The 23,073-nt window shown below is 28.9% G+C and carries 18 protein-coding genes and 1 other annotated feature; of the genes, 12 read left to right on the forward strand and 6 right to left on the reverse strand.

What is annotated here, in order from left to right; genetic code table 11:
- Positions 1-66: 66 nt before the first annotated feature.
- The 8 genes from yjbM to H9661_RS02650 all read left to right on the forward strand — a co-directional run bounded on the left by yjbM (position 67) and on the right by H9661_RS02650 (position 11,381).
- Positions 67-861, forward strand: coding sequence for a GTP diphosphokinase (gene yjbM, locus H9661_RS02615; RefSeq protein WP_143316611.1), 795 nt, complete (start codon positions 67-69; stop codon positions 859-861).
- 120 nt (positions 862-981) lie between these two features.
- Complete coding sequence (locus tag H9661_RS02620) at positions 982-1,761, forward strand: hypothetical protein (RefSeq protein ID WP_191767649.1); 780 nt, start codon at positions 982-984, stop codon at positions 1,759-1,761.
- Positions 1,762-1,774: 13 nt separating this feature from the next.
- Positions 1,775-2,857, forward strand: coding sequence for an AAA family ATPase (locus H9661_RS02625; protein ID WP_191767650.1), 1,083 nt, complete (start codon positions 1,775-1,777; stop codon positions 2,855-2,857).
- 9 nt (positions 2,858-2,866) lie between these two features.
- Positions 2,867-4,201, forward strand: coding sequence for a vWA domain-containing protein (locus H9661_RS02630; RefSeq protein WP_191767651.1), 1,335 nt, complete (start codon positions 2,867-2,869; stop codon positions 4,199-4,201).
- Positions 4,202-4,400: 199 nt separating this feature from the next.
- Entirely contained in the window at positions 4,401-6,089 is a 1,689-nt protein-coding gene (locus H9661_RS02635) for an O-antigen ligase family protein (protein ID WP_191767652.1), read from the forward strand.
- The gene (locus tag H9661_RS02640) at positions 6,089-8,278 is read left to right on the forward strand and encodes a leucine-rich repeat domain-containing protein (RefSeq protein WP_191767653.1); all 2,190 of its coding nucleotides are present in this window, start codon (positions 6,089-6,091) and stop codon (positions 8,276-8,278) included. The genes H9661_RS02635 and H9661_RS02640 overlap by 1 nt, the downstream gene beginning before the upstream one ends.
- A 121-nt stretch (positions 8,279-8,399) precedes the next feature.
- On the forward strand, positions 8,400-9,746 hold the full coding sequence (locus H9661_RS02645) for a leucine-rich repeat protein (RefSeq protein WP_191767654.1): 1,347 nt from the start codon (positions 8,400-8,402) through the stop codon (positions 9,744-9,746).
- 153 nt (positions 9,747-9,899) lie between these two features.
- The gene (locus tag H9661_RS02650) at positions 9,900-11,381 is read left to right on the forward strand and encodes an ArnT family glycosyltransferase (protein ID WP_191767655.1); all 1,482 of its coding nucleotides are present in this window, start codon (positions 9,900-9,902) and stop codon (positions 11,379-11,381) included.
- Between the two features lie 48 nt (positions 11,382-11,429).
- Here H9661_RS02650 and H9661_RS02655 read toward each other — a convergent pair whose 3' ends face one another.
- Positions 11,430-12,392 (reverse strand): LCP family protein, encoded by a 963-nt coding sequence (locus tag H9661_RS02655; RefSeq protein WP_191767656.1) that lies wholly within the window; start codon positions 12,390-12,392, stop codon positions 11,430-11,432.
- A gap of 164 nt (positions 12,393-12,556) precedes the next feature.
- Here H9661_RS02655 and H9661_RS02660 point away from each other — a divergent pair, with 164 nt between their 5' ends.
- On the forward strand, positions 12,557-13,543 hold the full coding sequence (locus H9661_RS02660; RefSeq protein WP_191767657.1) for an LCP family protein: 987 nt from the start codon (positions 12,557-12,559) through the stop codon (positions 13,541-13,543).
- Between the two features lie 40 nt (positions 13,544-13,583).
- Here the strand turns inward: H9661_RS02660 and H9661_RS02665 are convergent, their stop codons facing one another.
- Positions 13,584-13,913, reverse strand: coding sequence for a HesB-like protein (locus H9661_RS02665; protein WP_143316621.1), 330 nt, complete (start codon positions 13,911-13,913; stop codon positions 13,584-13,586).
- Between the two features lie 194 nt (positions 13,914-14,107).
- Between H9661_RS02665 and H9661_RS02670 the strand changes: the two genes are divergently transcribed.
- Positions 14,108-14,854: a methyltransferase gene (locus tag H9661_RS02670; protein ID WP_143316622.1), complete on the forward strand. Its 747-nt coding sequence runs from the start codon at positions 14,108-14,110 to the stop codon at positions 14,852-14,854.
- A 20-nt stretch (positions 14,855-14,874) separates the two neighbouring features.
- Here the strand turns inward: H9661_RS02670 and leuS are convergent, their stop codons facing one another.
- The 3 genes from leuS to H9661_RS02685 all read right to left on the reverse strand — a co-directional run bounded on the left by leuS (position 14,875) and on the right by H9661_RS02685 (position 18,938).
- On the reverse strand, positions 14,875-17,322 hold the full coding sequence (gene leuS / locus H9661_RS02675) for a leucine--tRNA ligase (RefSeq protein WP_143316623.1): 2,448 nt from the start codon (positions 17,320-17,322) through the stop codon (positions 14,875-14,877).
- 51 nt (positions 17,323-17,373) lie between these two features.
- Positions 17,374-17,579, reverse strand: a binding site (T-box leader).
- Positions 17,580-17,627: 48 nt separating this feature from the next.
- Entirely contained in the window at positions 17,628-18,170 is a 543-nt protein-coding gene (locus H9661_RS02680; protein ID WP_143316624.1) for a sigma-70 family RNA polymerase sigma factor, read from the reverse strand.
- Between the two features lie 12 nt (positions 18,171-18,182).
- Positions 18,183-18,938 (reverse strand): hypothetical protein, encoded by a 756-nt coding sequence (locus H9661_RS02685; RefSeq protein WP_191767658.1) that lies wholly within the window; start codon positions 18,936-18,938, stop codon positions 18,183-18,185.
- Between the two features lie 236 nt (positions 18,939-19,174).
- On the opposite strand from H9661_RS02685, the gene H9661_RS02690 reads away from it, so the two are divergent.
- A complete protein-coding gene (locus tag H9661_RS02690; RefSeq protein WP_143316626.1) occupies positions 19,175-20,116 on the forward strand; it encodes a polysaccharide deacetylase family protein in 942 nt (313 codons plus the stop codon).
- A gap of 98 nt (positions 20,117-20,214) precedes the next feature.
- Here H9661_RS02690 and H9661_RS02695 read toward each other — a convergent pair whose 3' ends face one another.
- Positions 20,215-21,552 (reverse strand): amino acid permease, encoded by a 1,338-nt coding sequence (locus H9661_RS02695; RefSeq protein ID WP_143316627.1) that lies wholly within the window; start codon positions 21,550-21,552, stop codon positions 20,215-20,217.
- A gap of 306 nt (positions 21,553-21,858) precedes the next feature.
- Between H9661_RS02695 and H9661_RS02700 the strand changes: the two genes are divergently transcribed.
- The gene (locus H9661_RS02700) at positions 21,859-22,401 is read left to right on the forward strand and encodes an NADH peroxidase (RefSeq protein ID WP_143316628.1); all 543 of its coding nucleotides are present in this window, start codon (positions 21,859-21,861) and stop codon (positions 22,399-22,401) included.
- The last annotated feature ends 672 nt before the right edge of the window (positions 22,402-23,073 follow it).

Here is a 23,073-nt window from a genome sequence, read left to right on the forward strand (position 1 = left end):
TTTTATTTATAAAAAAAAACTTTTTGATATAATATAATGTAGAAGGAATAAATGAGGGTGGTTTTTATGGCAAGTACGAATTGGAAGAGCTTTCTCATGCCTTATGAACAAGCGGTAGAAGAACTTAAGGTAAAGCTTAAAAGTATTAGAAAAGAATATAGAAGAAATAATGAGTACTCACCTGTTGAATTTGTGACAGGAAGAGTAAAAGAAGTATCTAGTATATTAGAGAAGGCCAATAAATTTGAAATACCAATAAGTAGAGTTGGATATGAATTAGAGGATATTGCAGGTATAAGAATTATGTGCCAATTCGTAGATGATATAGATACTGTCGTAGGAATATTAAGAGGCAGAAAAGATATGCAAATACTCTACGAAAAAGACTATGTAAGAAGTGTAAAACAAAGTGGTTATAGAAGTTATCATATGATAATAAAATACCCAGTAAATATGGCAAGTGGACCAGTTGAGATTTTAGCAGAATTCCAAATTAGAACATTAGCTATGAATTTTTGGGCTACTATTGAGCATTCATTAAATTACAAGTATAAACAGCAGATTCCTTTTGAATTAAAAGAAAAGTTAAAGAGTGCAGCAGATGCAGCATTTAAACTAGATGAAGAGATGTTGGAAATAAAAGATGAAATAAAGGATGCTCAAAAGTTATTTGAGGTAAAATCAGATATAATTTCTACTATAATGAGTCAAATATTAACCCTTAAGTCATTGGGAAGAGTCGGAGAAGCAAACAGACATGAAAGATCTTTGAATAAGTTAATTGAAGAAGGAGAAGTATGGCAACTTAATAATTTATTATTTGCTATAAATAAGGATATAGATAAATTTGGGGAGAATTAGTGGAATTTTAAAAGAAAGAACTCGTAGAAATATTTTTACGGGTTTTCTTTTTAATTATTAAGTAATAATAGTTATTATATGATACAATGTAAATGTAATAATATATATGGGAGAAAAATTATGGATGATAGAATTTTATTAAAACAAGTTAAAGAGAATCCTATGGTAATTGAGAATATTAAAAATCCAAGTTTTGAAGTTATATTGGCAGCTATTAGGAAAAACGGAATAGCAATTAAGTTTGTAAAGAATCCATCTTTTGAATTGAAGAGAGAGGCAATAAAGAGTAATCCTTTAGCAATTCAATACATTGAAGATGTGGAAGATGATTTAGGAAAATTAGCTGTAAATTTGCTTTGGAATTCATTAAAGTTTATAAAAAATCCATCCTATGAAGTTCAAAAAGAAGCAATTAATACTAGAGGATGGGCAATACAATATATTGAAAATCCCAATGAGGAGTTATGTTTATTAGCTGTAATTAGAGATTATGATGCTATAAAATATATAGAAAATCCTTCGGAAAAAGTGCAAATTAAGGCTATAGAAAATTCATGGCAAGCTATAAAATATATAAAAGAACCTTCATTAATCGTAAAAAGAAAAGCGATTGTAGAAGATGAAGAAGCTATACATTTTATTCGTAGCTATGATATAGATCAGCTAAAGATTTTTATTGGAGATAACATAAAGATAGTTAAATATTTGTATGAATCTATAGAGCCAGAGCTAGTAGTAGAAGTATTAGTGAACAAATTAGAGAATGATGAGTTTACAAAAGAATATATGAAGGACTTTTTGGAATTGGAAATTTTAGAAATGGATAAGATTAGTTTAGTGTTAGAATATGGAACTAAAAGAGAAAGAAAGTTATTAGTTGATTATAAACTTTCCAAGTAGAAGAGGTGATGAAATGAAATATTCAGAAGTTTTAGGGACTATAAACTTGATAATTGAAACAGATGAGGTTCCACTAATAGTTGGAGAAAGTGGGATAGGAAAGACTGCTTTGGTTCATGAACTAGCAAGAGAAAATAAATATCATTTAGTTATAATAGATGCTAATCTTCTTAAAGAAGGAGAAATTGGTGGACTTCCAACAGTAAATAATGGGGAAACGGTATATGCAACTCATTATAAGTTAGTTGAAATAAAGCGAGCTCTAGAAGAAGGCAAAAGAGTTTTATTATTTGTAGACGAATTAAACAGATGTGAACATGCAGTGCAACAAGAACTTATGAACCTTATATTAAATAGAGAGATAAATGGATACAGTTTGGGGGGAAATGTAAGTATAATAGCAGCCATGAATCCATCAAGTAAATATGATAATTTTAGAGATAGTGAGTATCAAGTTGTGGATATGGATCTAGCTCAAGAAGATAGATTTGTTTGGATAGAGATGGATTCGGATATAAAGGAATGGATAAAGTGGGGAATGGGGAAAGGTGAGATTCATGCAGATATAATTGAATTTTTATCTGCTTTTCCTGAGTATTTTCATACTCCAGATTCAAGAGAGAACTTAAAGGCAACACCAAGAAGTTGGGAAAGGGTATCGAAGGCCTATAAAATATATAAAGCACCTGGAAGTAAATATTCATTAAATATATTTTTAAATGTGGTTAGAGGTAATGTAGGGGAAAGTATATGTATAGATTTTGCAAATTACATATCAAATATAAAAAAACAACTAATATCTCCTGAAAAGTTATTTAATTATGAAGTTTTACCTGTTGAAATAAAAGAGGAAGTAGAAGGTGAATCTCATTCAAGGTTATACATTTTGATGAAAAATTCATTAAGTTATGTAGAAAGGAAGGACAATGAAAGTAATATTATTAGGCTGTCAGAAATTTTAAAGCTTTATCCAAGAGATTTAAGGCTTGGAATTATGAAAGAAATCAGAAAAGATTATAGAAAGGATTTATATGAAAAGTTATTAGATTGTGATGAATTTCTAGAGAGCTTCTTTGAAATCTATACTAGAGTGTAGGTGAAAAATATGTTTGAAGAAAAAAGGCAAAGACTTTTAAAGAAAGCTATGGATATGAAGTTTACAGAAGATTTGAAGAGTGACTTTACTAAAGAATTTTTTGATTTTGTAGGTAGTGTAATAATAGATATGCTAGATGGTGAAGATGATTTTTTCGGAACATTTATGTTAAGGATTGAAAGAAGTATTAGGTTAGATATTAGTTGGCCTATATCAACTTTGCCAAGGGTTTCTGGATTTATAATGTATTTTAATCCAATTTTATTTTTGCAGTTAACAAAAAAAGAAATGGTGGCATTATTTAAACATGAAATATATCATATTATGTATTCTCATTATGAGAGGGTAAATAGCTTGAAAAATAGTTATAGTAGTGAAGCAATTTCTATAGCAATAGATATATCAGTTAATCAATTTATAAAAAATTTACCTGCAAATGCAAAGAAAATAGAAGGTGTTAATAGGGAGTATAACATAGATTTAAAAGGTGATAGAAGCATAGAAGAATATGCAAAAGCTATTCAAGGATCTATTAATAAACGGGTGACTAATAGGGATAAGAATGTAAAAAGTGATACTATAGTTAGAGAAATTGATATTACAAAAGCGCATAAGTTATGGGAAAATAGCGAACTGGCAAAAAAAACTGTAGAAGAAAATGCTAAGAAAATAGCTATAGGTATTAATGGTGAAAATGCTCCGGAAGATTTAAAGAAAATAATTAAATCATTTCATGAAAAAGAGGAATTATCTTGGGAACAAATTTTAAGAAGGCTCATTCCATCAGTAAAAAGTGATTATAGAAAGACAATCACGAGAAGGGACAGAAGGCAACCAGATAGAATGGATTTAAGGGGGAAACTTCCGAACAGTGTTCCAGAGATAATAATTGCTATAGATATAAGTGCTAGTATGACAGATGAAGATATTAGAAAAATAATGATAGAAGTATTAGCTATTACCGCCAATAGAAGAGGTAGAATAAAGGTTATAGAGTGTGATGATGAAATACGTAGTGTATATTCATTAAAATCAGTAAAGGATATAAGAAAAAGAACAGCTAATAACGGATCTACAAAATTTTCTCCAGTTTTTGAATATATTAAAGAAGAGGGACTTAAGGATAGTATAGTAATATATTTTACAGATGGAGTTGGAGAAGAAATATTATCTATTAGGCCTATAGTTAAGAAAATTATATGGGTAATTATAGGAGAAGAAAAATTGTCTTTAAAAAATCATTATGGAATAGTAAAGAGAATAAAAAGTAGTAGGAAAGTTGGAGAAGGAAAAAGTACTGCGCTAGATATGGTAAGAGAAGTAATACATGATTGGGCTAGATAATTTTAATATTGTTGTGATAGAGGGCTAATTTATTAAGTTGGTCCTTTTTTATGTGAAAAATTTTTACTTTTTCAAAAAAATATAATTAAAAATAAATTTGGTTTAAAAATACTAAAAACGAACATTAAATTATGCAAAATAAGTCGATATTATGGTATAATTATCGCATTAACATAAAATAAACAATCAGGGGATACATATGGAAAATAAGGATTCAAAAGAGCTTAAGATACTAAAGATAGTAATGTTTATATTACCTTTTATTTTTGGAATTTACTATGAGTTTACAGCGTTTTTAACATGTGCTATATTATGCACTTATTTAATCTATTTAATTTCAAAAAGAAAATCTGTTAAATTATTTATTAATGTTGTTGTTATTTCAATTATAATTTTTGTAATTACATATCTATTAGTGACGGTTTATTCAATAGATAAGGGAATGGCATTTGTTGGATTTTTGAAAATAGTACCTATTATTCCGTTTTTAGTTATTTTAATGCAATTTGAAAAAGAACAATTAAATGAAGTCTTTTCTGTAATTCCGTATTCAGGAGGAAGCATGGTTTTAATATGCATAGGAGCTTTGCTATTTCCGAATCTTAAAGAAAGTTTTTATATGGCAGATAGATTAGGTGGATTCTTTCAGTATTCTAATACTTTTGCCTTATTTTTATTAATTGGATTTATAGTAATAGGCTACAAGAAAGAGATTGGCTTTAAAGAACAAGGTGTTTTATCAATTTTACTAGTAGGAATTTTAATGACAGGAAGTAGAAGTGTTTTTGTTGTTACAGTAATATCACTTATTGTTCTATTTATTAGAAATAAAGATTTACGTAAGTTTTTAATGACGCTATCTATAATTCTATTTGTTTTTTCTATAATCTTTGTAGCTGTTACAGAAAGCTATCAAAGTTTTGGCAGATTTTTAACCATTTCTTCAGAATCAAGTACATTACTTGGAAGATTGCTTTATTATAAAGATGGAATAAGACTTTTTATGAACAAACCACTTGGTTTAGGATATATGGGATATTACTATATGGAACCATTAATTCAGACTGGGGAATATTCAATAAAATATATACATAATGATTTTTTACAAATAGCTTTAGATGCAGGGATAATTGCAGCTATTGCATTTATTATTTCAATTGTAAGCAGCTTATTTTCAAAAGGCCTTAATAAAATGCATAAGCATGTAATTATAGTTATAGCTGGATTATCTGTTTTTGATTTTAACCTGCAATTTTTAATTGTTTTTTTAATACTTATAATGGCTTTAGATTATAGACAAGCTTCTTCTAAAATTATTTTTATTAAAAAAAGAAGAAAGTTAACAATTTCTTATGGAGTTTTAGGGGCAACTGCAATTTTAAGTTTATATTTTTTTATAGCATTTTTTGCTGAATACAAGGAGAGTTATAAAATAGCCGCTGAGCTATATCCTGGAAATACTGTAGCTAAAACTAAATTGCTATTAAGTGCAGATTCAAAGGAAAAAGCTAGGGATTTAGCTGACGATATATTAGAAAGAAACAAGATGTCTTACCTTTCTTATAATGCAAAGGCTTTAGTGGCAGCAATGGATGGAAAGTTTGAAGATATGGTCTTTTATAAAAAGAAAACATTAAATATAGCCAAATATTCTATTAATGAATATGAGGATTATATAAAACTTTTAGCAAGAGCTATTAACTATTATGAAAGGGTGGGAGATGATACTTCAAGAGAAAAATATGTAGGATATATTAAGGAAGTTCCTAATATGCTTAGAAATATTGAAGAACAAACAGATGAATTAGCTTTTAAAGTTAAAGACAAACCAAACTTTGAATTATCAGAGCAAACGAAAAAATATATTGAATTTTTAGGGGGAGAATAATGAAAAAGGGATTTAGTACAATGGTTGCAGTAATAATGGCTGCGTTACTAACAATAATGTCAACATCAAAAACAGTTGAGGCGTTAGCTACATTAAGTGGGGATGAAATAATCAATATTACAGATACATATTTTTTACAAGCATTAAGAGATAAAGGGGTTGATACTAATAATGATGGCAAAATTAGTGTTAGCGAAATGGAAAAACTGCAGAGCTTATCTATATATGATAATACTGGGCAGATAGCGGATTTATCAGGAATTGAATATGCTAAAAATATAACTTTTCTTAACTTAAATGTTTCTTCGAAGATAAGAAATGTTAATTTTGTTAGTAATATGCTTAAGCTAAAATCTTTAGGAGTATATATAAATGATGATACTGATAATTATACATTAGATATAAATCAGATTAGTAATTTAACTGAATTAGGGAGTCTTGATCTTAATAGGTGTGGTATTAGTGATATTAGTGTATTGAAAAGTTTAACTTCTTTAATAAGTTTATCATTAATGAATAATAAGATAACAGATATAAGTCCATTAGGCGGGCTAATAAATCTATATACTGTTAATCTAAATTATAATAATATTACAGATATAACACCGTTGAAAAATTTAACTGGTTTAAGTGTAGCAAATTTATCTGGAAATAATATTTCTGATGCAGCAAAGTTTGATGTGCTTAGAATATCAGTTGAACAAATGTATAAGGGACAAAGAAAACTAGGTGAGGTTCTTCCTAATGGATTATTAAATGGAGTTTTGGTATCTACAGATACAAATAATATTATTTCATTAGGGGATACGGAGAGGTCTGAAAATATTATTGGGCTAAATCAAGGCTCTGCAACAATAAAGTTACAATATGGAGATTTAACAAAAACATCCACTATAAAGGTAGATGGAATTGATGCAGATCAGCCTATTGAAGGAAGTACAGATGTTACTACAGAATTCTATGATAAAGTAGCATTAAATTCAAAGGGTGAGTTATGGAATTTATCAGGTAACGGATCTAATATGGTTATGAATGGCGTGAAAAAATATGTAGCTTATGATGCTTATGAAGGAGATTGTACATATCTAGAAAGCCGTAAATTAGCAATAGATAATAACAATACTCTTTGGGCTTGGGCTGGAGATATATATTCAACTGTATCTTTTCAAGACAATAAAAGAGAAATGGAAAATGTAAAGTATGTTAATACTCGTTATGCAGTAACATATAGTGGAGAGCTGTGGGATTATTGTAAAGATGATGGTAAGCTGCTTGATAATGTAAAACAAGTTGAGAGAATAAATAACTATATTAAAGGACGAGATGTACAAATAGGAACTGAGGTATTAAAAACAGATAATACTTTATGGGTTAGACGTGATGTAAACCTTCAAGAAACTTCTAAAGCTTTTGCAAAAGTTGATGATGAAGTAAGAGAACTTGTTAGTGGTGGGAGATTCTTGAAAGGTGGATATATAAAAAATGATGGAAGCTACTGGCAAGGTAATGAAGGGGCTACAGGAAATATTGAATTTACAAAGATCACAGATAACGTTATGTCAGTAATAGAAGAGTTTATCGTTAAATCAGATGGAACTGTAATGTCGCCGGATAATAGTAAAGTTGTATTAACTACTGGACTAAAAGAGGTAAAAGACAATCAATATTTAGTTGATAATAATAATACATTATGGTCTTGGAACTCCTATTCAGGAGCAGTAAAAATTACAGATGGGTTTAAAGAATTTACTGAAAGTGGATTTATGAAAGTTGATGGCATTCTCTATGACTATAATAATAAGCCAATAGATTATATACAAAATGTATTTCGTTATAATGTTATGAATGGCGAAGTGAAGCTAGGAGCCGATAATGTGCTTTATTCATCAGGAGTTAAAATATTAACTAATGTTAATAAGATATATCCATATATTTATGGAAGTCAGAGAATTTATGTAGCAAGAATGGATGGAAGTATATGGCAAGTGGGTGACATGGTTCCTACAAAATTGATGGATTTAAGTTTTGATATAAATCATGATGGGATAGTAAATATGACCGATTTGGCTTTTGCTGGAAGTAGGTATAAAGCTACATCAACTTCAGGAAGTTATAATAGTGAGTGTGACTTCAATAAAGATAATATAATAGATATATATGATATAGTAACTCTAGCTAGAAAATTATAGATTTAATAAATAAAAACTCCTTAAGATACCAAAGAGAAATTTTTGGTATCTTTTTGTATAAAATGTTGTTGTTTACTAAAAAGACAACAATTATAATTAAATTTGTAAGGGGTGGAATAATGTGAATAAAAAGAGATTGAGTTTTATATTAATAATTTTGCTTTCAGTTTCATGGATTCTTAGCGGTTATGTAGAAAAGGTAAATGCATTAACTATTACGTCAGGAGACTATGAGTTTGATCAGGAGACAAGAACAATAGTAAAATACAAGGGGGCAGATACTACTGTAGTAATTCCAGATAAGATAAATGATATATCAGTGGAGTCTATAGGAGAGAAAGCTTTTGAGAAGTGTTCTAATATTGAAGAGGTAGTTTTACCTAATGGGTTGAAGAATATAGGCGATTTTGCTTTTCGCTATTGTAATAGTATCAAAGAAATAAATATACCTGAAAGTGTTATATCTATAGGAAAACTTGCTTTTGGAGAATGTTCTAATATTCAAAATATCTTATTACCTAATGATTTGGGAAAAATAGGTGAAATGGCTTTTAGTGAATGTACTAGTATTACTAAAATAATAATACCTAAAAATATTGTTGAAATTGGAAATTTTGCCTTTGATGGATGTACTGGTATTCAAGAAGTCATAGTGCCAAGTAATGTTAAAAGAATAGGAATTTATTGTTTTCGTGATTGTAATGAAATAGCAAGCCTAACAATTGAATATGGAGTTGAGGAAATAGGAAGAGGTGCATTTACGGGGTGTAAAGAAATACAAGAAGTTACTATCCCAGGAAGTGTTTCTCTGATAGGAGAATATGCCTTTAATAAATGCGATAATCTTAAGAAGGTTGAAATAGATAATGGGGTTAAGAAAATAGGATCAAGTGCATTTGCTGAATGTATAAATCTTGTTGAAGCATCAATTCCATCATCAGTAGAAAGTATAGGTGATAGTGCTTTCCAATACTGTCATTATTTTAAAACTTTAACTATGGGGGAAGGAATAAAGAGTATTGGTGAATATGCATTTAACGAATGTGATATAGAAGATATAACTATACCTAATAGTGTTACATCCATAGCAAAATATGCATTTTCAAATGCTGGGCCTACTAGTATATGGATAAGCAAAGCTTCACAAATAGAACCAGAAGCTTTTGGATATATGGATAATCCAAGTAATATATATGTTACAGGAAATCCAACAGAAGATGAGATAAATTCCTTCAAAAAGAATTTTAGTAGCTATATAGATTTTAATAGTATAAAGTTTGTTAGTGTTTTATGCAAGGAAGATATAGATAATAATAAAAAAGTAGAAATAGCTGATGTGGCAAGTTTGGCTGTTAATTATAATGCTTTAAAAGGTGATAGTAAATATAAAAGTGAAATGGATATAAACGGGGATGGAATAATTGATATCTATGATTTAGTAAGAGTAGCTAAAAAATGCAATTCATAGTTAGATCTAATAGTAAAGATTAGCTCTTTTCTATTAAGAAAGCGAATTAAGGATAAACAATATAAATTAAAGAGTAATTCTGATATAATAACTGTGTTAATTATAGGTTGTAGTAGTTAAAATGATAAAAAATATAAATAATGAGGTGTCTTTTTGAAGATTATAGAAAATACAAATAAAAGAAAATTCAAATTAGAAGAAATTATTCAGAAGTATTACTGGATTTTTATTGTTATAGAAGTAGTATTTTTAGCTTTCATATGTTTTTGGAATTTAGGTGAGTTTCCAGTTAGAGATTGGGATGAATCTAGACATGGTGTGAGTGCTTACGAAATGATGAAGAATAATGAAAATATAATTAATACTTATAATTACGAGAATGATTATTGGAATCTAAAACCACCTTTAAGTTTTAATTTAATAATTATTGCATTTAAAGTGCTTGGTACTACCATATTAGCTTTTAGGATCCCTTCAGCAATAGCTATGGTACTGACAGGAATTATAGTAGCTTTTTTTATTGGAAAAAGATATGGCAAAGTAGAATCATTGATTTCATTGATTGCATTTTCAGCTTGTAGCCCTTTATATAGGATTCATACAGGAAGACATGGAGATGCAGATGCTTTATTTATTTTATTTTTTACAATTTCAATGATATCTATGTTATGGATAGAAAAAAGCAAAAAAGCTTTATATATGTGTGGATTTTCTTTTGCCCTAGCATTTTTGACAAAGAGTTGGCATGCATTTGTTATTGTGGCTATTGGAGGATTATTCTTAATATTTACTGGATATATAAAGAAATATAGGATAAAACAATGGATATTATTCTTTTTGTCTTTTGCTGCCCCAATTGGATTATGGATTATAGCCAGAATCGTAGAAGATGGAACTAAGTTTTTAGTAGAAATGGTGAGATATGATTTATTAAAACGAAGTAGTGAGGCAATAGAAGGAAATAAGGGGTCTATATTTTATTATGCCAGATATATATTATTAAATGGTACTTCACTTGTTATTGCTTTAGGGCTAATTATAGTGGTTGGATGTCTATTCTATTATAAAAATTGGATGATGGTGAAAAGTGATGTTATAGGATATAGTTTATGGATTGTAGTTCCTTTTGTATTGTTCAGTGTAGCTAAAACTAAATTGGACTGGTATATAATACCTATGTATATTCCAATAATAATAGTTGGATCAATCCTTTTTGGAAAACTATTAAGTGAAACAAGCGTTAATAGAGTAATTAAAATAGGCTTAAGTATAATACTAGCTGTTGGACTAAGTTATGAAGGATATAATTTAATTAAATATATTAATAATCCACCGAAAGACGAATTGCAAACATTTATGATGAATACATTAAAAAATAACGAAAATATAAGAGGTAGAGAAACATATATTCAAGTAGAAGACTCGGAAGGTAAAGGATGGAGGCAAAGTCAACTTTTAGTTGGAGAACTATATGGAGATTTAAAGTGCAAAGAAGGTGGAGTAGAAGGATTTGCTGCTAACCAAGATGCTATGCTAATAACGAAAAAAGATATGTACTTACAAAATGCTGAAATATTTAAAAACTACGAAGTTGTAAGAGAAAACGAAACTTATATTATAATTAAGAAACAATAGATAAAAAGATTTTGGTGAAATATTTAGATATTTCACCAAAATCTTTTTTTATTTATCTAAGAATATATAATCATTCATTTGTTTTGCTGTTTCATTAATATCGAAGACATAATAGTATATTCCATTAATCATTTGTCCTTCCCCGCAATCATCTCTTGGAAACCTATCTTGAATTAACTCATGAGAAGAAAGAGAGTTTATCTTAAAAGCTAGAGATATAATGTCTGTAGAAGTCATATTAGTATTTATAAGTGGTAATAATTCTTTTAAAAAACCAGGGTAAGAGGTAGGAGAAGTACTTTTAAGTTTATTAAATAAAGCAGTAAGAATAGTTCTATGTCTATGACTTCTTTCAAAATCTCCGCCAGCTGTATATCTTATTCTGGAGTAAGCAAGAGTTTGAGATCCGTTTAATTTTTGTGTTCCAGAAGATGACAGTTGAGATGTACTATTTTCATTTATTAATTTTAGTTCCTCGTCAGTTATAGTTATATCAATTCCTCCAATGGAATCAATGAGTTTGGGAAGTGAAGAGAAATTTACAGATAAAAAATCTTTAATATTTAAGTTGAAGTTTCTATTTAATGTTTTGATTGCAAGGGTAGGGCCTCCATTTTCAGTTCCATCAACTGAGCCGAATGCATAAGCATGATTAATTTTATCTTTACCATCTCTTCCAGGAATCTCAACATAGGAATCTCTTATTATCGAAGATATCTTTAATTTATTATGTTTTTTATCAATAGTAAGTATCATAATAGAATCAGAGCGTCCAATTTCCTCGTCTTTTGAATCAATACCAAAAATAGCTATATTTCTAATTTCATCTAAATCTACCTCGTTGGTTATATTTGGACTGATTTCCAAGTTACTAGTATCTAGTTTGACTGTATTAATTTTGCCTAATGTTTTAAAAGTGTAAGTAAAGAATGCTATAAATAGGATAAGAATTAGAATAATTATTCCAATAATTATTTTGACTGGTTTAGTGATTTTTTTTTGCTTTCGCATAAGCGATATATCCTTTCATTGATAAATAATCATAATATTATATGAAATATTTGGAAAATGTTTACAAGTAATAAATGTGTTTAATAATTATTTAATATTTACAAAGCAAAGACTAGTATATAATATATAAAGTAAGGTAATTAAAATGATTAAGGAGTTACAGTATGGAAAAAAAGAGCAAAGTAAAATGGAGTACTAAGAGGAAAGTAATAGTTATATTATCATCTATTATAGGAGTTATATCACTGTGCATATTAGGAGTAGTTGGTTATGGATATTACGTTTATAGCAAGATGGATACGGTACAGATAAATAGAGAAGAAGTTCTAAATGAAGAAGGAAAAAAAGAGGAATCTAAACATATTATTAATGTAGCTTTATTTGGAGTAGATAGAGGAGAAAATGATGGCGGAGAAGATGGAATGAAAGGTCTATCTGATTCAAATATTATTTTGACTATAAATGAAGATAAAAAGGAAGTGAAAGTATCTTCAATTATGAGAGATACTTACGTTACTATTCCAGGTTATGGTGATAGTATAATCAATCAAGCTATGTATGAAGGTGGACCAGAACTTATGCTTAAAACTATTAATACAAACTTCAATTTAGATATTGATAAGTTTATAGGGGTTAACCTAAATACCTTACCTCAGCTAATTGATAAGTTGGGTGGATTAGATTTAGAAGTAGATAGTGATGAATTTAAGTTTATCAATAGTTATATTGATAATATTAACGGTAAGAACAATACCAACATAGCTCATTTGAAAAGTCCAGGAAAACAACATTTAAATGGAACACAGGCAACAGCTTACTGTAGAATTAGGTATACAGAAGGTACGGATTTTAAAAGAACTGAAAGGCAAAGAAATGTATTAACACTTATAGCTAAAAAGTTAAGTGCCATGTCAGTTGGTGAATTAAATTCTTTTGTACTTGAAGAATTGCCAATAGTAAAAACAAATCTTAGTTATGGAGAAATTGTTTCAATAGGTAAAGCTATATTAAATATAGGGACAGGAAATATACAACAGAATAGATTTCCAAATGATGGGGATCACTGGAGTACTGGTACATTTGGTGATTATAAGTTAAATATAGATAAGCAAGCAACAACTGAGAAGATGCATAAGTTTATTTATGAGTAAAATAAAAAAAGTGGATTTTTAATAAATCCACTTTTTTATATTAGTGACATCCGCCACCACAAGAACCACAGCCACCTTCTGGAGCTATAACTGGTCTTAATGAAAGACCTCTTCCTTCATTCTCTTCAGATGAAAGAATTATAAATCCTCCAAATTCATCTATTAGAGTTTTTTCAGCTATAAAGTTAATATCATTAATTGTTTCAGTTATATCAGAATCAGTTGATTGACTTACTGATATATTGAAAGCAGGGCCGCTACATGCGTAACCAGCTAAGTTGATTCTTATATTATAACCTTCAACTTTATTTTCATCTAAGAATTCCTTGAATTCATTATATGCTTCATCACTTATTGTAATGTTCTTCATAAAATTCACCTTCTTTAATTGATAATTTTTATTATTTAGTATAGTATAACATACTACTAATTAATTTCAAGAAGTTTTTATAAAGACTATTCAGGCAGTAATAAAATAGGTATAATATTATATAAATGGGTAAAAATCTTCCGGAGAATATATACTAAAGATACATTATAAGACTAAATAAGGGGATTAAGTTAATGAGACCATATGAAGGTGTTTTTATTGCAAGTAAGATAGAAGAATATAATTTATTAATCAATGAAGCTAAAAGTGGTGAGTGTAGCATTTCTAAAAGAGAAGGTATAAAAGAAGGATATCTTTATGAAAAGGATGAAGAGATAAAAACTAGAATTCCAGAGCTTTTACAAAGAAATAAACTTTCTATGAGGGTAGGACCAAAGGAAATTCAAGGGTGTTATGAGGCTATAAAATGGGCTAAAGGTAAAGTTGCTATAGTTGGACTAGGCCTTGGATATCTTGCTCAAGAAATGTCTAAGAAAAAAGATGTTAAAGAAGTTATAGTATATGAAATAAATTCAGATGTAATTAAGTTATATAATAGAAACTTCTCCCAAAATGAAAAGATTAAAATTATTGAAGGAGATGCTTATAAAGCAACGAAACAGAAATTTGATTTTTTCTTTGTAGATATATATGGTTATGAGTTAAGTTTAAGGGTAGTAGAAGATTACATTAAATTTAATGAAATACATGAAATACAAGAGTATTCATTTTGGGGAATGGAACATTTTCTTTTAAGCTGTTCGTATGAAGAAATAGTATGGGTATATATACCAGAACTTTGGATGGAAATGAGTAAAGATATTTCAAGAGAATTAGAAAAATCAGGATATATGGATTACTATAAGCAGTTAGATGAAAAGTTAGTTAGTGAAGTATTAGCTGCTTTCAAGGTAGTGTTAAATGAAGGTGAAGATGAATAAAAAGAGCCATAAGGCTCTTTTTATTTTACAACTATATTAACAAGTCTTCCTTTGATTACTATAACTTTAACTACAGTTTTTCCTTCAGTAGTGCTCTTTATAGTTTCATCATTTAGTGCAGCAGCTTTTATTCCTTCTTCATCTAGATCGGAAGCTACATTTATTCTATTTTTAATCTTACCATTAACTTGGATAGCTATTTCAACTTCATCTTTAACTAAAGCATTAGGATCAAATAATGGCCACTTTTCATTAAATACAGATGTTGTATATCCTAAATCACTCCATTCTTCTTCAGAGAAATGAGGTGCAAATGGTGCAAGTAATTTAACAAAGTCAGTGCAAACTTCTTTTAAGAAGTCTAAATTCTTAGTTCCCTCTTGCATATATTTAGATAGTGCATTAACAAATTCCATCATTCTTGCAATAGCAGTGTTAAATTGCATTTTATCTCCGTCTTCAGTAACACCTTTAATGGCATTATGTCTCCAGAAGTTTAATTCTTTTTCAGCTTTATCTATTGAAGATTTACCATTTCTAGCCTTTATAGCATCATTAGATGATTCTAAAGTTCTTTCAATTCTATCCACAAATCTTGCAACAGATTTAATTCCATCATCGCTCCAAGCTCCACCTTCAGTGTAAGCAAAACCAAACATTAAATACATTCTAAACACATCAGCACCATATTGGCTAATATAAGTATCTGGAGAAATTGTATTTCCTTTTGATTTACTCATCTTAAGTCCATCAGGTCCTAATATAAGTCCTTGATGAGTTAATGATTTAAATGGTTCATCAAACTTTAAGTATCCCATATCTCTTAATGCCTTAGTTATGAATCTTGCATAAAGAAGATGCATACAAGCATGTTCAGGTCCGCCAACATATTTATCAACTGGAAGCATTTTATTTATTACTTCTGGATTAAATGGCATATCAGCATTTTTGTTATCAGGATATCTTAGGTAATACCATGATGAACATACAAATGTATCTAAAGTATCGCATTCTCTTGTAGCTTTACCACCACAATGTGGGCAAGTTGTATTTAAGAATTCCTCGCTTTTAGCAAGTGGTGATTTACCATCTGGAGCAAATTCAACATCATAAGGTAATTTAACTGGAAGATCCTTTTCAGGGACAGGAACAATTCCACACTTATCACAGTAGACAACTGGAATTGGAGCTCCCCAATATCTTTGTCTTGAAACTAGCCAGTCTCTTAATCTATAATTAACTTTTTGAGAACCTAAATTTTCTTTAGCTAATTTCTCAACTATTTTAACTTTACCTTCTTCTGTAGTTAAACCATCAAATTCACCAGAGTTTACTATAACTCCATATTCGCAGTAAGGAAGTTCAACTTCTTCACCTTTCTTGTTAGTTATAACTCTTTCTATTGGTAAATTAAATTTAGTAGCAAAAGCAAAGTCTCTTTCATCATGAGCAGGAACGGCCATAACAGCGCCAGTACCATAGCTTACAAGAACATAATCAGAAATCCATATTGGGACTTCTTTTCCGTTTATAGGATTTATAGCATAGGATCCAGTGAATACTCCTGTCTTTTCTTTTGAAATAGATTGTCTTTCGATTTCTGATTGTTTAGCTGAAACTTCTTTATATTCTTCAACCGCATCTTTATATTCAGTAAGAGTTAATTTATCAACTAATTTATTTTCAGGTGCTAAAACAACATAAGTAACACCATTTAAAGTATCAACTCTTGTAGTAAATACATTAAAGCTTAAATCAGAATTTTTAACCTTAAATGTAACTTCAGCTCCAGTGGATTTACCAATCCAGTGTTTTTGCATAGCAACAGTTTTTTCTGGCCAATCTAAATCATCTAATTTATCAAGTAATTCATCAGCGTAATCAGTTATTTTAAAGAACCATTGAGTTAATTCCTTCTTAGTAACTTCACTTGAACATCTTTCACACTCACCATCAATAACTTGCTCATTAGCAAGAACTGTGTTACATGATGGACACCAGTTTACAGGAGCTTTTTTTCTATAAGCTAAACCTTTTTCATAAAGTTTTAAGAATAACCATTGAGTCCATTTATAATAATCAGCGTCACAAGTTACAACTTCATTTTCCCAGTTAAACATAGCGCCCATAGCTTTTAATTGTTGTTCCATAGTTTTTATATTTTTGTAAGTAGAATCTTGTGGATGAATTCCTGTTTTTATTGCAAAGTTTTCAGCAGGTAATCCAAAAGCATCAAATCCCATAGGTTGGAATACATTGTATCCTTCCATTCTCTTCATTCTAGCCCATGAATCAACTGGACCATAATTGAACCAATGACCTGCATGTAATTGACTACCTGATGGATAAGAGAACATTTCAAGAGTATAAAGTTTTTTATCTAAATTTTCGGCGTTGAATTTATAAAGATTATTATTTTCCCAAATTTCTTGCCATTTCTTATCAATACTAGTTCCGTATTTTCCCATGTTTAATTCCTCCTTAAAATAAGTAAAAATAAAAAACCTTTCATCTCTAAAATAAGAGACGAAAGGTGTATTTCCGTGGTACCACTCTAATTAGGATATTTAAAATATCCTCACTTAAAACTATAACGGGTTGCCCGTACTTGCTTCTAACAAGTATAGCTCCTAGACAAGTTCCTATACTTTTAACATTATCTTTCACCAACCGATAACTCTCTAAAGATAAAATATATAGTACTACTTCTACTCAACGCAAACTATAAAATTATTAACAATATAAGTAATTATATAGTTTTAAAGGTTTAAAGTCAACTAGAGGAGTCCATATTAAGAGTTTTTAGTTTCTTTCGAGCTCTAATTATTCTTAAAGCTACAGCATTAGGCGTCATACCATACATTTCTCCAATTTCTTTAAGACTTTTATTGTTGAAGAACTTTTCAATACAAATATTTTTATCTATTTCTTTAAGATTACAAATTTGATTTTTTATATTTTGCAGTTTTTCTTTTTCAATTATGTTTTTTTCAACATCTTCTTTTGAACACATAACTAGATTTTCAATAGTTATATCATAAAAGTGTTTTTTCTCCATTCTTAACATATCTATAGACGTATATTTAGCAATTGCAGAAATCCAATTTTTAAATTTATCATCAGAGTAATCAAAATGATTTATACAATTCCAAACTTTAAAGAGAACGATATTAACACATTCTTCACTAAGCTCATTTGAGCGCAAATTTGAATATGCTATTCTATACACTAGATTTCCGAAGTTGTCTAACACATATAATAAAGCATCTGGATTTTGAAGTTTTAATTGATTTATAAAATTAGAATTGTTTATCATAGCATATTCTCCTTATAAAAATTTGCCCAATATGAGGTTTATAAAAAAATAAGCTATGGCAATTGCAAATATTGAAAAGTATATAATTTCAATAATTCTACCTACAGAAAATCTCTTATGAATAAAAGGTCTAGCTCCAAGATTCATAAGTAAATTTCTAACTTCGATCATATCAAGCATTGTGCCTATTAAATAATAAGTAGTTACATTTTCATTAGACCAGTAATCTATATCAATTATCAAATTATCTCTAGAGAGCTTTAATCTATTTTTATCTAATTTTGATATTCCTACTGATTGTATATATTTTATTGGAATAATTCTTCGGTGTTGAAGTCTGAAAAAGTTATCGAAAGAATACGAAATGAAATAATCCTTTGATATATATATTTGACAATAAAATACTGAATAAAATATCGAAAGAGTAGCATCTCTATTTTCCATTCCAGTACCAATTTGAAAAAACTTTTGGCAAAGAATTTCTTCGTCCTTTAATGGACAATCTTTACGAGCTGCTTCCAAGGCGAGTTCTTTCAATACTCTAGCATGCTTTACTCCATGAATTACATCGTCCTTTTTTGAGCCTAATTTTTCTTCCATTCTTTTTATGTTTTCTAGAGAGTTATCTATTTTTAGTCCGTAATTATTTTCAGTGAATCTTTTTATATTTTTATATAAACTTTTTTTAATTCTATTTTTTTGATTATCTGATAAAAAGACATTGGGCAAACTGCGTTCATCCACATCAATTAAATCTTTTTTACTCATGATATTTTTCTCCTTTAAATTATAACAAAATTAATCTATATTATTATAATCGTAATAAAAGAATAAATATTTCAGGTTATGTATAGAAATTTCCTTTAAAGGGGGGGGGTGACTTTTTTGTATATAAAAAATGTATAACACTTATATATATTATGTATTATTAATAGTCATATATTTTTGGTATAATTAAAAAGAAACAAAAAATATTTAATTATAGTATATTATGAGGTAGAAAAATGAAACTTAATTTTAGAAATAAAGAAAATGGTATAAAAAATATTAAAATTGCAAAAATTACTATATTATTTATCACAATTGTATTATTTGTAATTGTTGGAGTGGCAGTAATTAATAATAAGGTTTCAACAAATGAAAAAGTGGTACAAGCTACAGATAATAATTCAGAACAAAGTGAAGATAAACCCTCCTTACATAATGAAGAAACTGAAGATTCTATAAATAAAGAAAGTAATAGTAGCGTAGAAAATGTTGCATATTTAGAAAAGTATATAAAACAACAAATAAAAGGGCAAAAGCCTGATGGGGCTGATGGGAAGAAAGTTGCCTATTTAACTTTTGATGATGGTCCATCAGAAACAGTGACACCACAGATATTGGATGTTCTTAAATCTGAAAAAGTAAATGCAACTTTCTTTGTTATAGGAAAATATGTTGATAGAAGTGATACAAATAAAAATTTAGCAAAGAGGGAAATAGCAGAAGGAAATACAATTGGTATACACTCTTACTCACATGATTATAATTATTTATTTCCTAATGGAAAGATAAGTTTAGAAAATTGTATGTCTGATTTTGATAAAACAGATAAAGCTTTAAAAAATGTTTTTGGACCAGATTTTTCAACACGTGCTATAAGATTTCCTGGTGGACTAGAGACATGGAGTAAAAAAGATCCACAAGGAGCAGAAAATGTGGACAAGGCTCTACATGAAAAAGGTTGGTATCAAATTGATTGGAATTCATTATCGGGAGATGCAGAAAGTGGACATAAAAATGCAGCACAATTAACTCAGGAAGCTATAAAAACTATAGGTAAAAAAGAAAAAGTTTTGATATTAATGCATGATACCTATGGAAAAGAAGAAACAGCAAAAGCTTTACCAGGAATAATACAATATTTGAAGCAGCAAGGTTATGAATTTAAAGCTATAAAATAATTAAAAAACGCAAAATAAAAGGAATGAATTCTATAGAATTCATTCCTTCTTAGTTTATTAAATAAGCAAAAGTAATAGATTGTGAAAGTGTCATAATTTTAATTATTTTTCTTAGATTGGAGTTCTTTATATGTATAGAAAGGTATTCCTATCAGCATTAAAATAAATATCCACATAGCAGAAGTTGCTCCTGATCCATAAATAATATATATAGAATATAAAAATGCTAATATTGATAGGAATCCGTGTTTTATAAATTTTGCAAAAGTTAATTTATTACCAGACTTATAAGTTAGTAGTATTTCTGCGCAAGCACTTAATGCATAGGCAGGAATAAATGATAAAGTTGCTAAATTTATCATAAAGTTAAATGCATCTGATAAACTTGAAGAATAATTAAGCATTAACAATAAATTTGTTAGTATGCTTGATATTACAAGTGCAGCTACAGGTGTTTTGGACTTTTGATTGACTTTACTAAAGAGTTTAGGAAATAATCCATCTTCGCCAGCAGCGTATGCAGCTCTTCCAGTAGTTAGTATCCATCCACTTGCAGTTCCAGCAGCAGAGATAGCTATTCCAATAGAAATAAATGAGCCACCCCAAGATTGCCCTGTAATATTATTTATTATAGCTGAAAGTGGGGCATCAGAACTAGCAAGCTCCCTTTGAGATAATCCCCCTATAGCTAAAACTGATAGCAATATATATATAATGGTAGCTAAAATTGTTCCGATAATTGTGCTCTTTTTAATATTTACCTCTGGATTTTTTATTTCACCACCAGATAATGAGGCGCTTTCTAGTCCGATAAAAGACCAAAGGGTAACGGCTATAGCGTTTGGAAGAGTTCCAAAGCCTTGAACATCTGGTGATGAGTAAGTATTTAAATATTCTGGGTTAAATCCATATATAGCTATAACAACAAATACTAAGATAGCTGCAAGTTTTAACGTAGTCGTAATTATTCCTACTATTCCAGCTTCTTTAACACCCTTGCAGTTAATAAATGTTAGTATCCATAAAAATGTTGATGATACTAAAAATGCAACGGTACTATTAGTAGATAAGATAGGAAAGAACGGAGTTAAGTATCTAATAATAGCCGTTATAATTGCAGCATTTCCTATCCAAGAACCAATCCAAAAAGTCCAAGCAACTAAAAAAGCGGTAAATTCACCAAAAGCTTTATTTGTATATATTATAGGACCTCCTGTAGAAGGATATTTAGTTCCGAGTTTTGCAAAACTTAATGCCAATAGAAGAGAACCAAAGCCTGTTATTATCCAAGCTAATATAGTAGTATATGGACTTGATACACTAGCTAAGGTTTGGGGTGCGGTAAAAATCCCTGACCCTATCATATTTCCAATAACAATAGCAGTAGCGGCGGTAAGTCCTAGCTCTCTTTTCAATTTATTTTTATTATTATTCATTGTATTCTCCTTCAGTAAAAATAAGTCAGACTTAATTATAAGGTACATATAATATTGAGACAAGCTATTTTATACGAATTATGAAATTTCATGTATTGGAATAAAATTAGGATAAATTTAATAAATATACTATGGTTATGGATAAATATTAGGCAAAAGGAATTAATAAAGATTTTTTTAAAAAAACACTTTACAACTAATAATAATTATTATATAATAAAACATGTAAGGAACACGCGATACAAAAGATGAGAAAATGAGATTAAAATTAAATTTAAATTTATAAATTAAGGGAGGATATTGATTATGAAAAAATTTGTATGTACAGTATGTGGTTATATTCACGAAGGAGATGTTGCGCCAGAAAAGTGTCCAGTATGTGGAGTAGGTGCTGATAAGTTTGCAGAACAAAGCGAAGGAATGGCTTATGCAGATGAACATCATATAGGAACAGCTAAGGGAGTAGACCCAAGAATTATAGAAGGATTACAAGCTAACTTTACTGGAGAATGTACTGAAGTAGGGATGTACTTAGCTATGTCAAGGCAAGCTGATAGAGAAGGATTCCCAGAAGTTGCTGAAGCTTATAAGAGAATTGCTTTCGAAGAAGCAGAACATGCAGCTAAATTTGCTGAATTATTAGGAGAAGTTGTTGATGCTGATACTAAGACTAACTTAGAAAAGAGAGTAGCGGCAGAACATGGAGCTTGCCAAGGTAAGAAGGATTTAGCTACATTAGCAAAACAACTTAATTTAGATGCAATTCATGACACAGTACATGAAATGTGTAAAGATGAAGCTAGACATGGGAAGGCATTCCAAGGTTTATTAAATAGATATTTCAAATAAAAATATAATTAGAAAGTTAGCTGATATTTAAAAAAATTAGACTGTTAATAATGCTGTGGTTCTCTTTATTTAGATAACTTAAATAGAAGATATCTATTTGAATGACGTGGCAATTTTAGAAATAACATTTTTGTAAAATAAAAACAGAAGAGATGTTTTCGATAATGAAAATATCTCTTCTGTTTTTATTTTTAGCTAATTTAGATTTTAGAGAGAACGCAGAATAATTTTCGTAATGAATCATCAGCAGGGTTACCGTTTTAGTTTTAGTAAATTTTCTTAATTGCCTATTCACAGTAACATCTATTCATATATATCCTGCTTTATTAATAATACATTAATCTCTTACCATGAATTGGATAATATCGATAATTTTATGTGTTATTTTAGGCACCATCGATTAAGATAAGTTTATACAATATAGTTATTTAAATTAAGTAGATGTAAGTTGAAATTTATTGATATAAATTAATTATATTAATAATGAGGAAATATTATTGAATAATAGGAGAAAGTTGTTAACAATATGGAAACATTTATGTGATAAAATTAGTGATGTTAGCTGGAGAAAATGTTAATAATGTGAAAAGTTATATGCATATAACTTTTCAAGGTTAAGATTATAGCTAAAATAATTTTATAAGAAATGAACGAACTTATTAGGGGGATAAA

This window comes from Clostridium cibarium (assembly GCF_014836335.1).
Lineage (GTDB): Bacteria > Bacillota > Clostridia > Clostridiales > Clostridiaceae > Clostridium > Clostridium cibarium.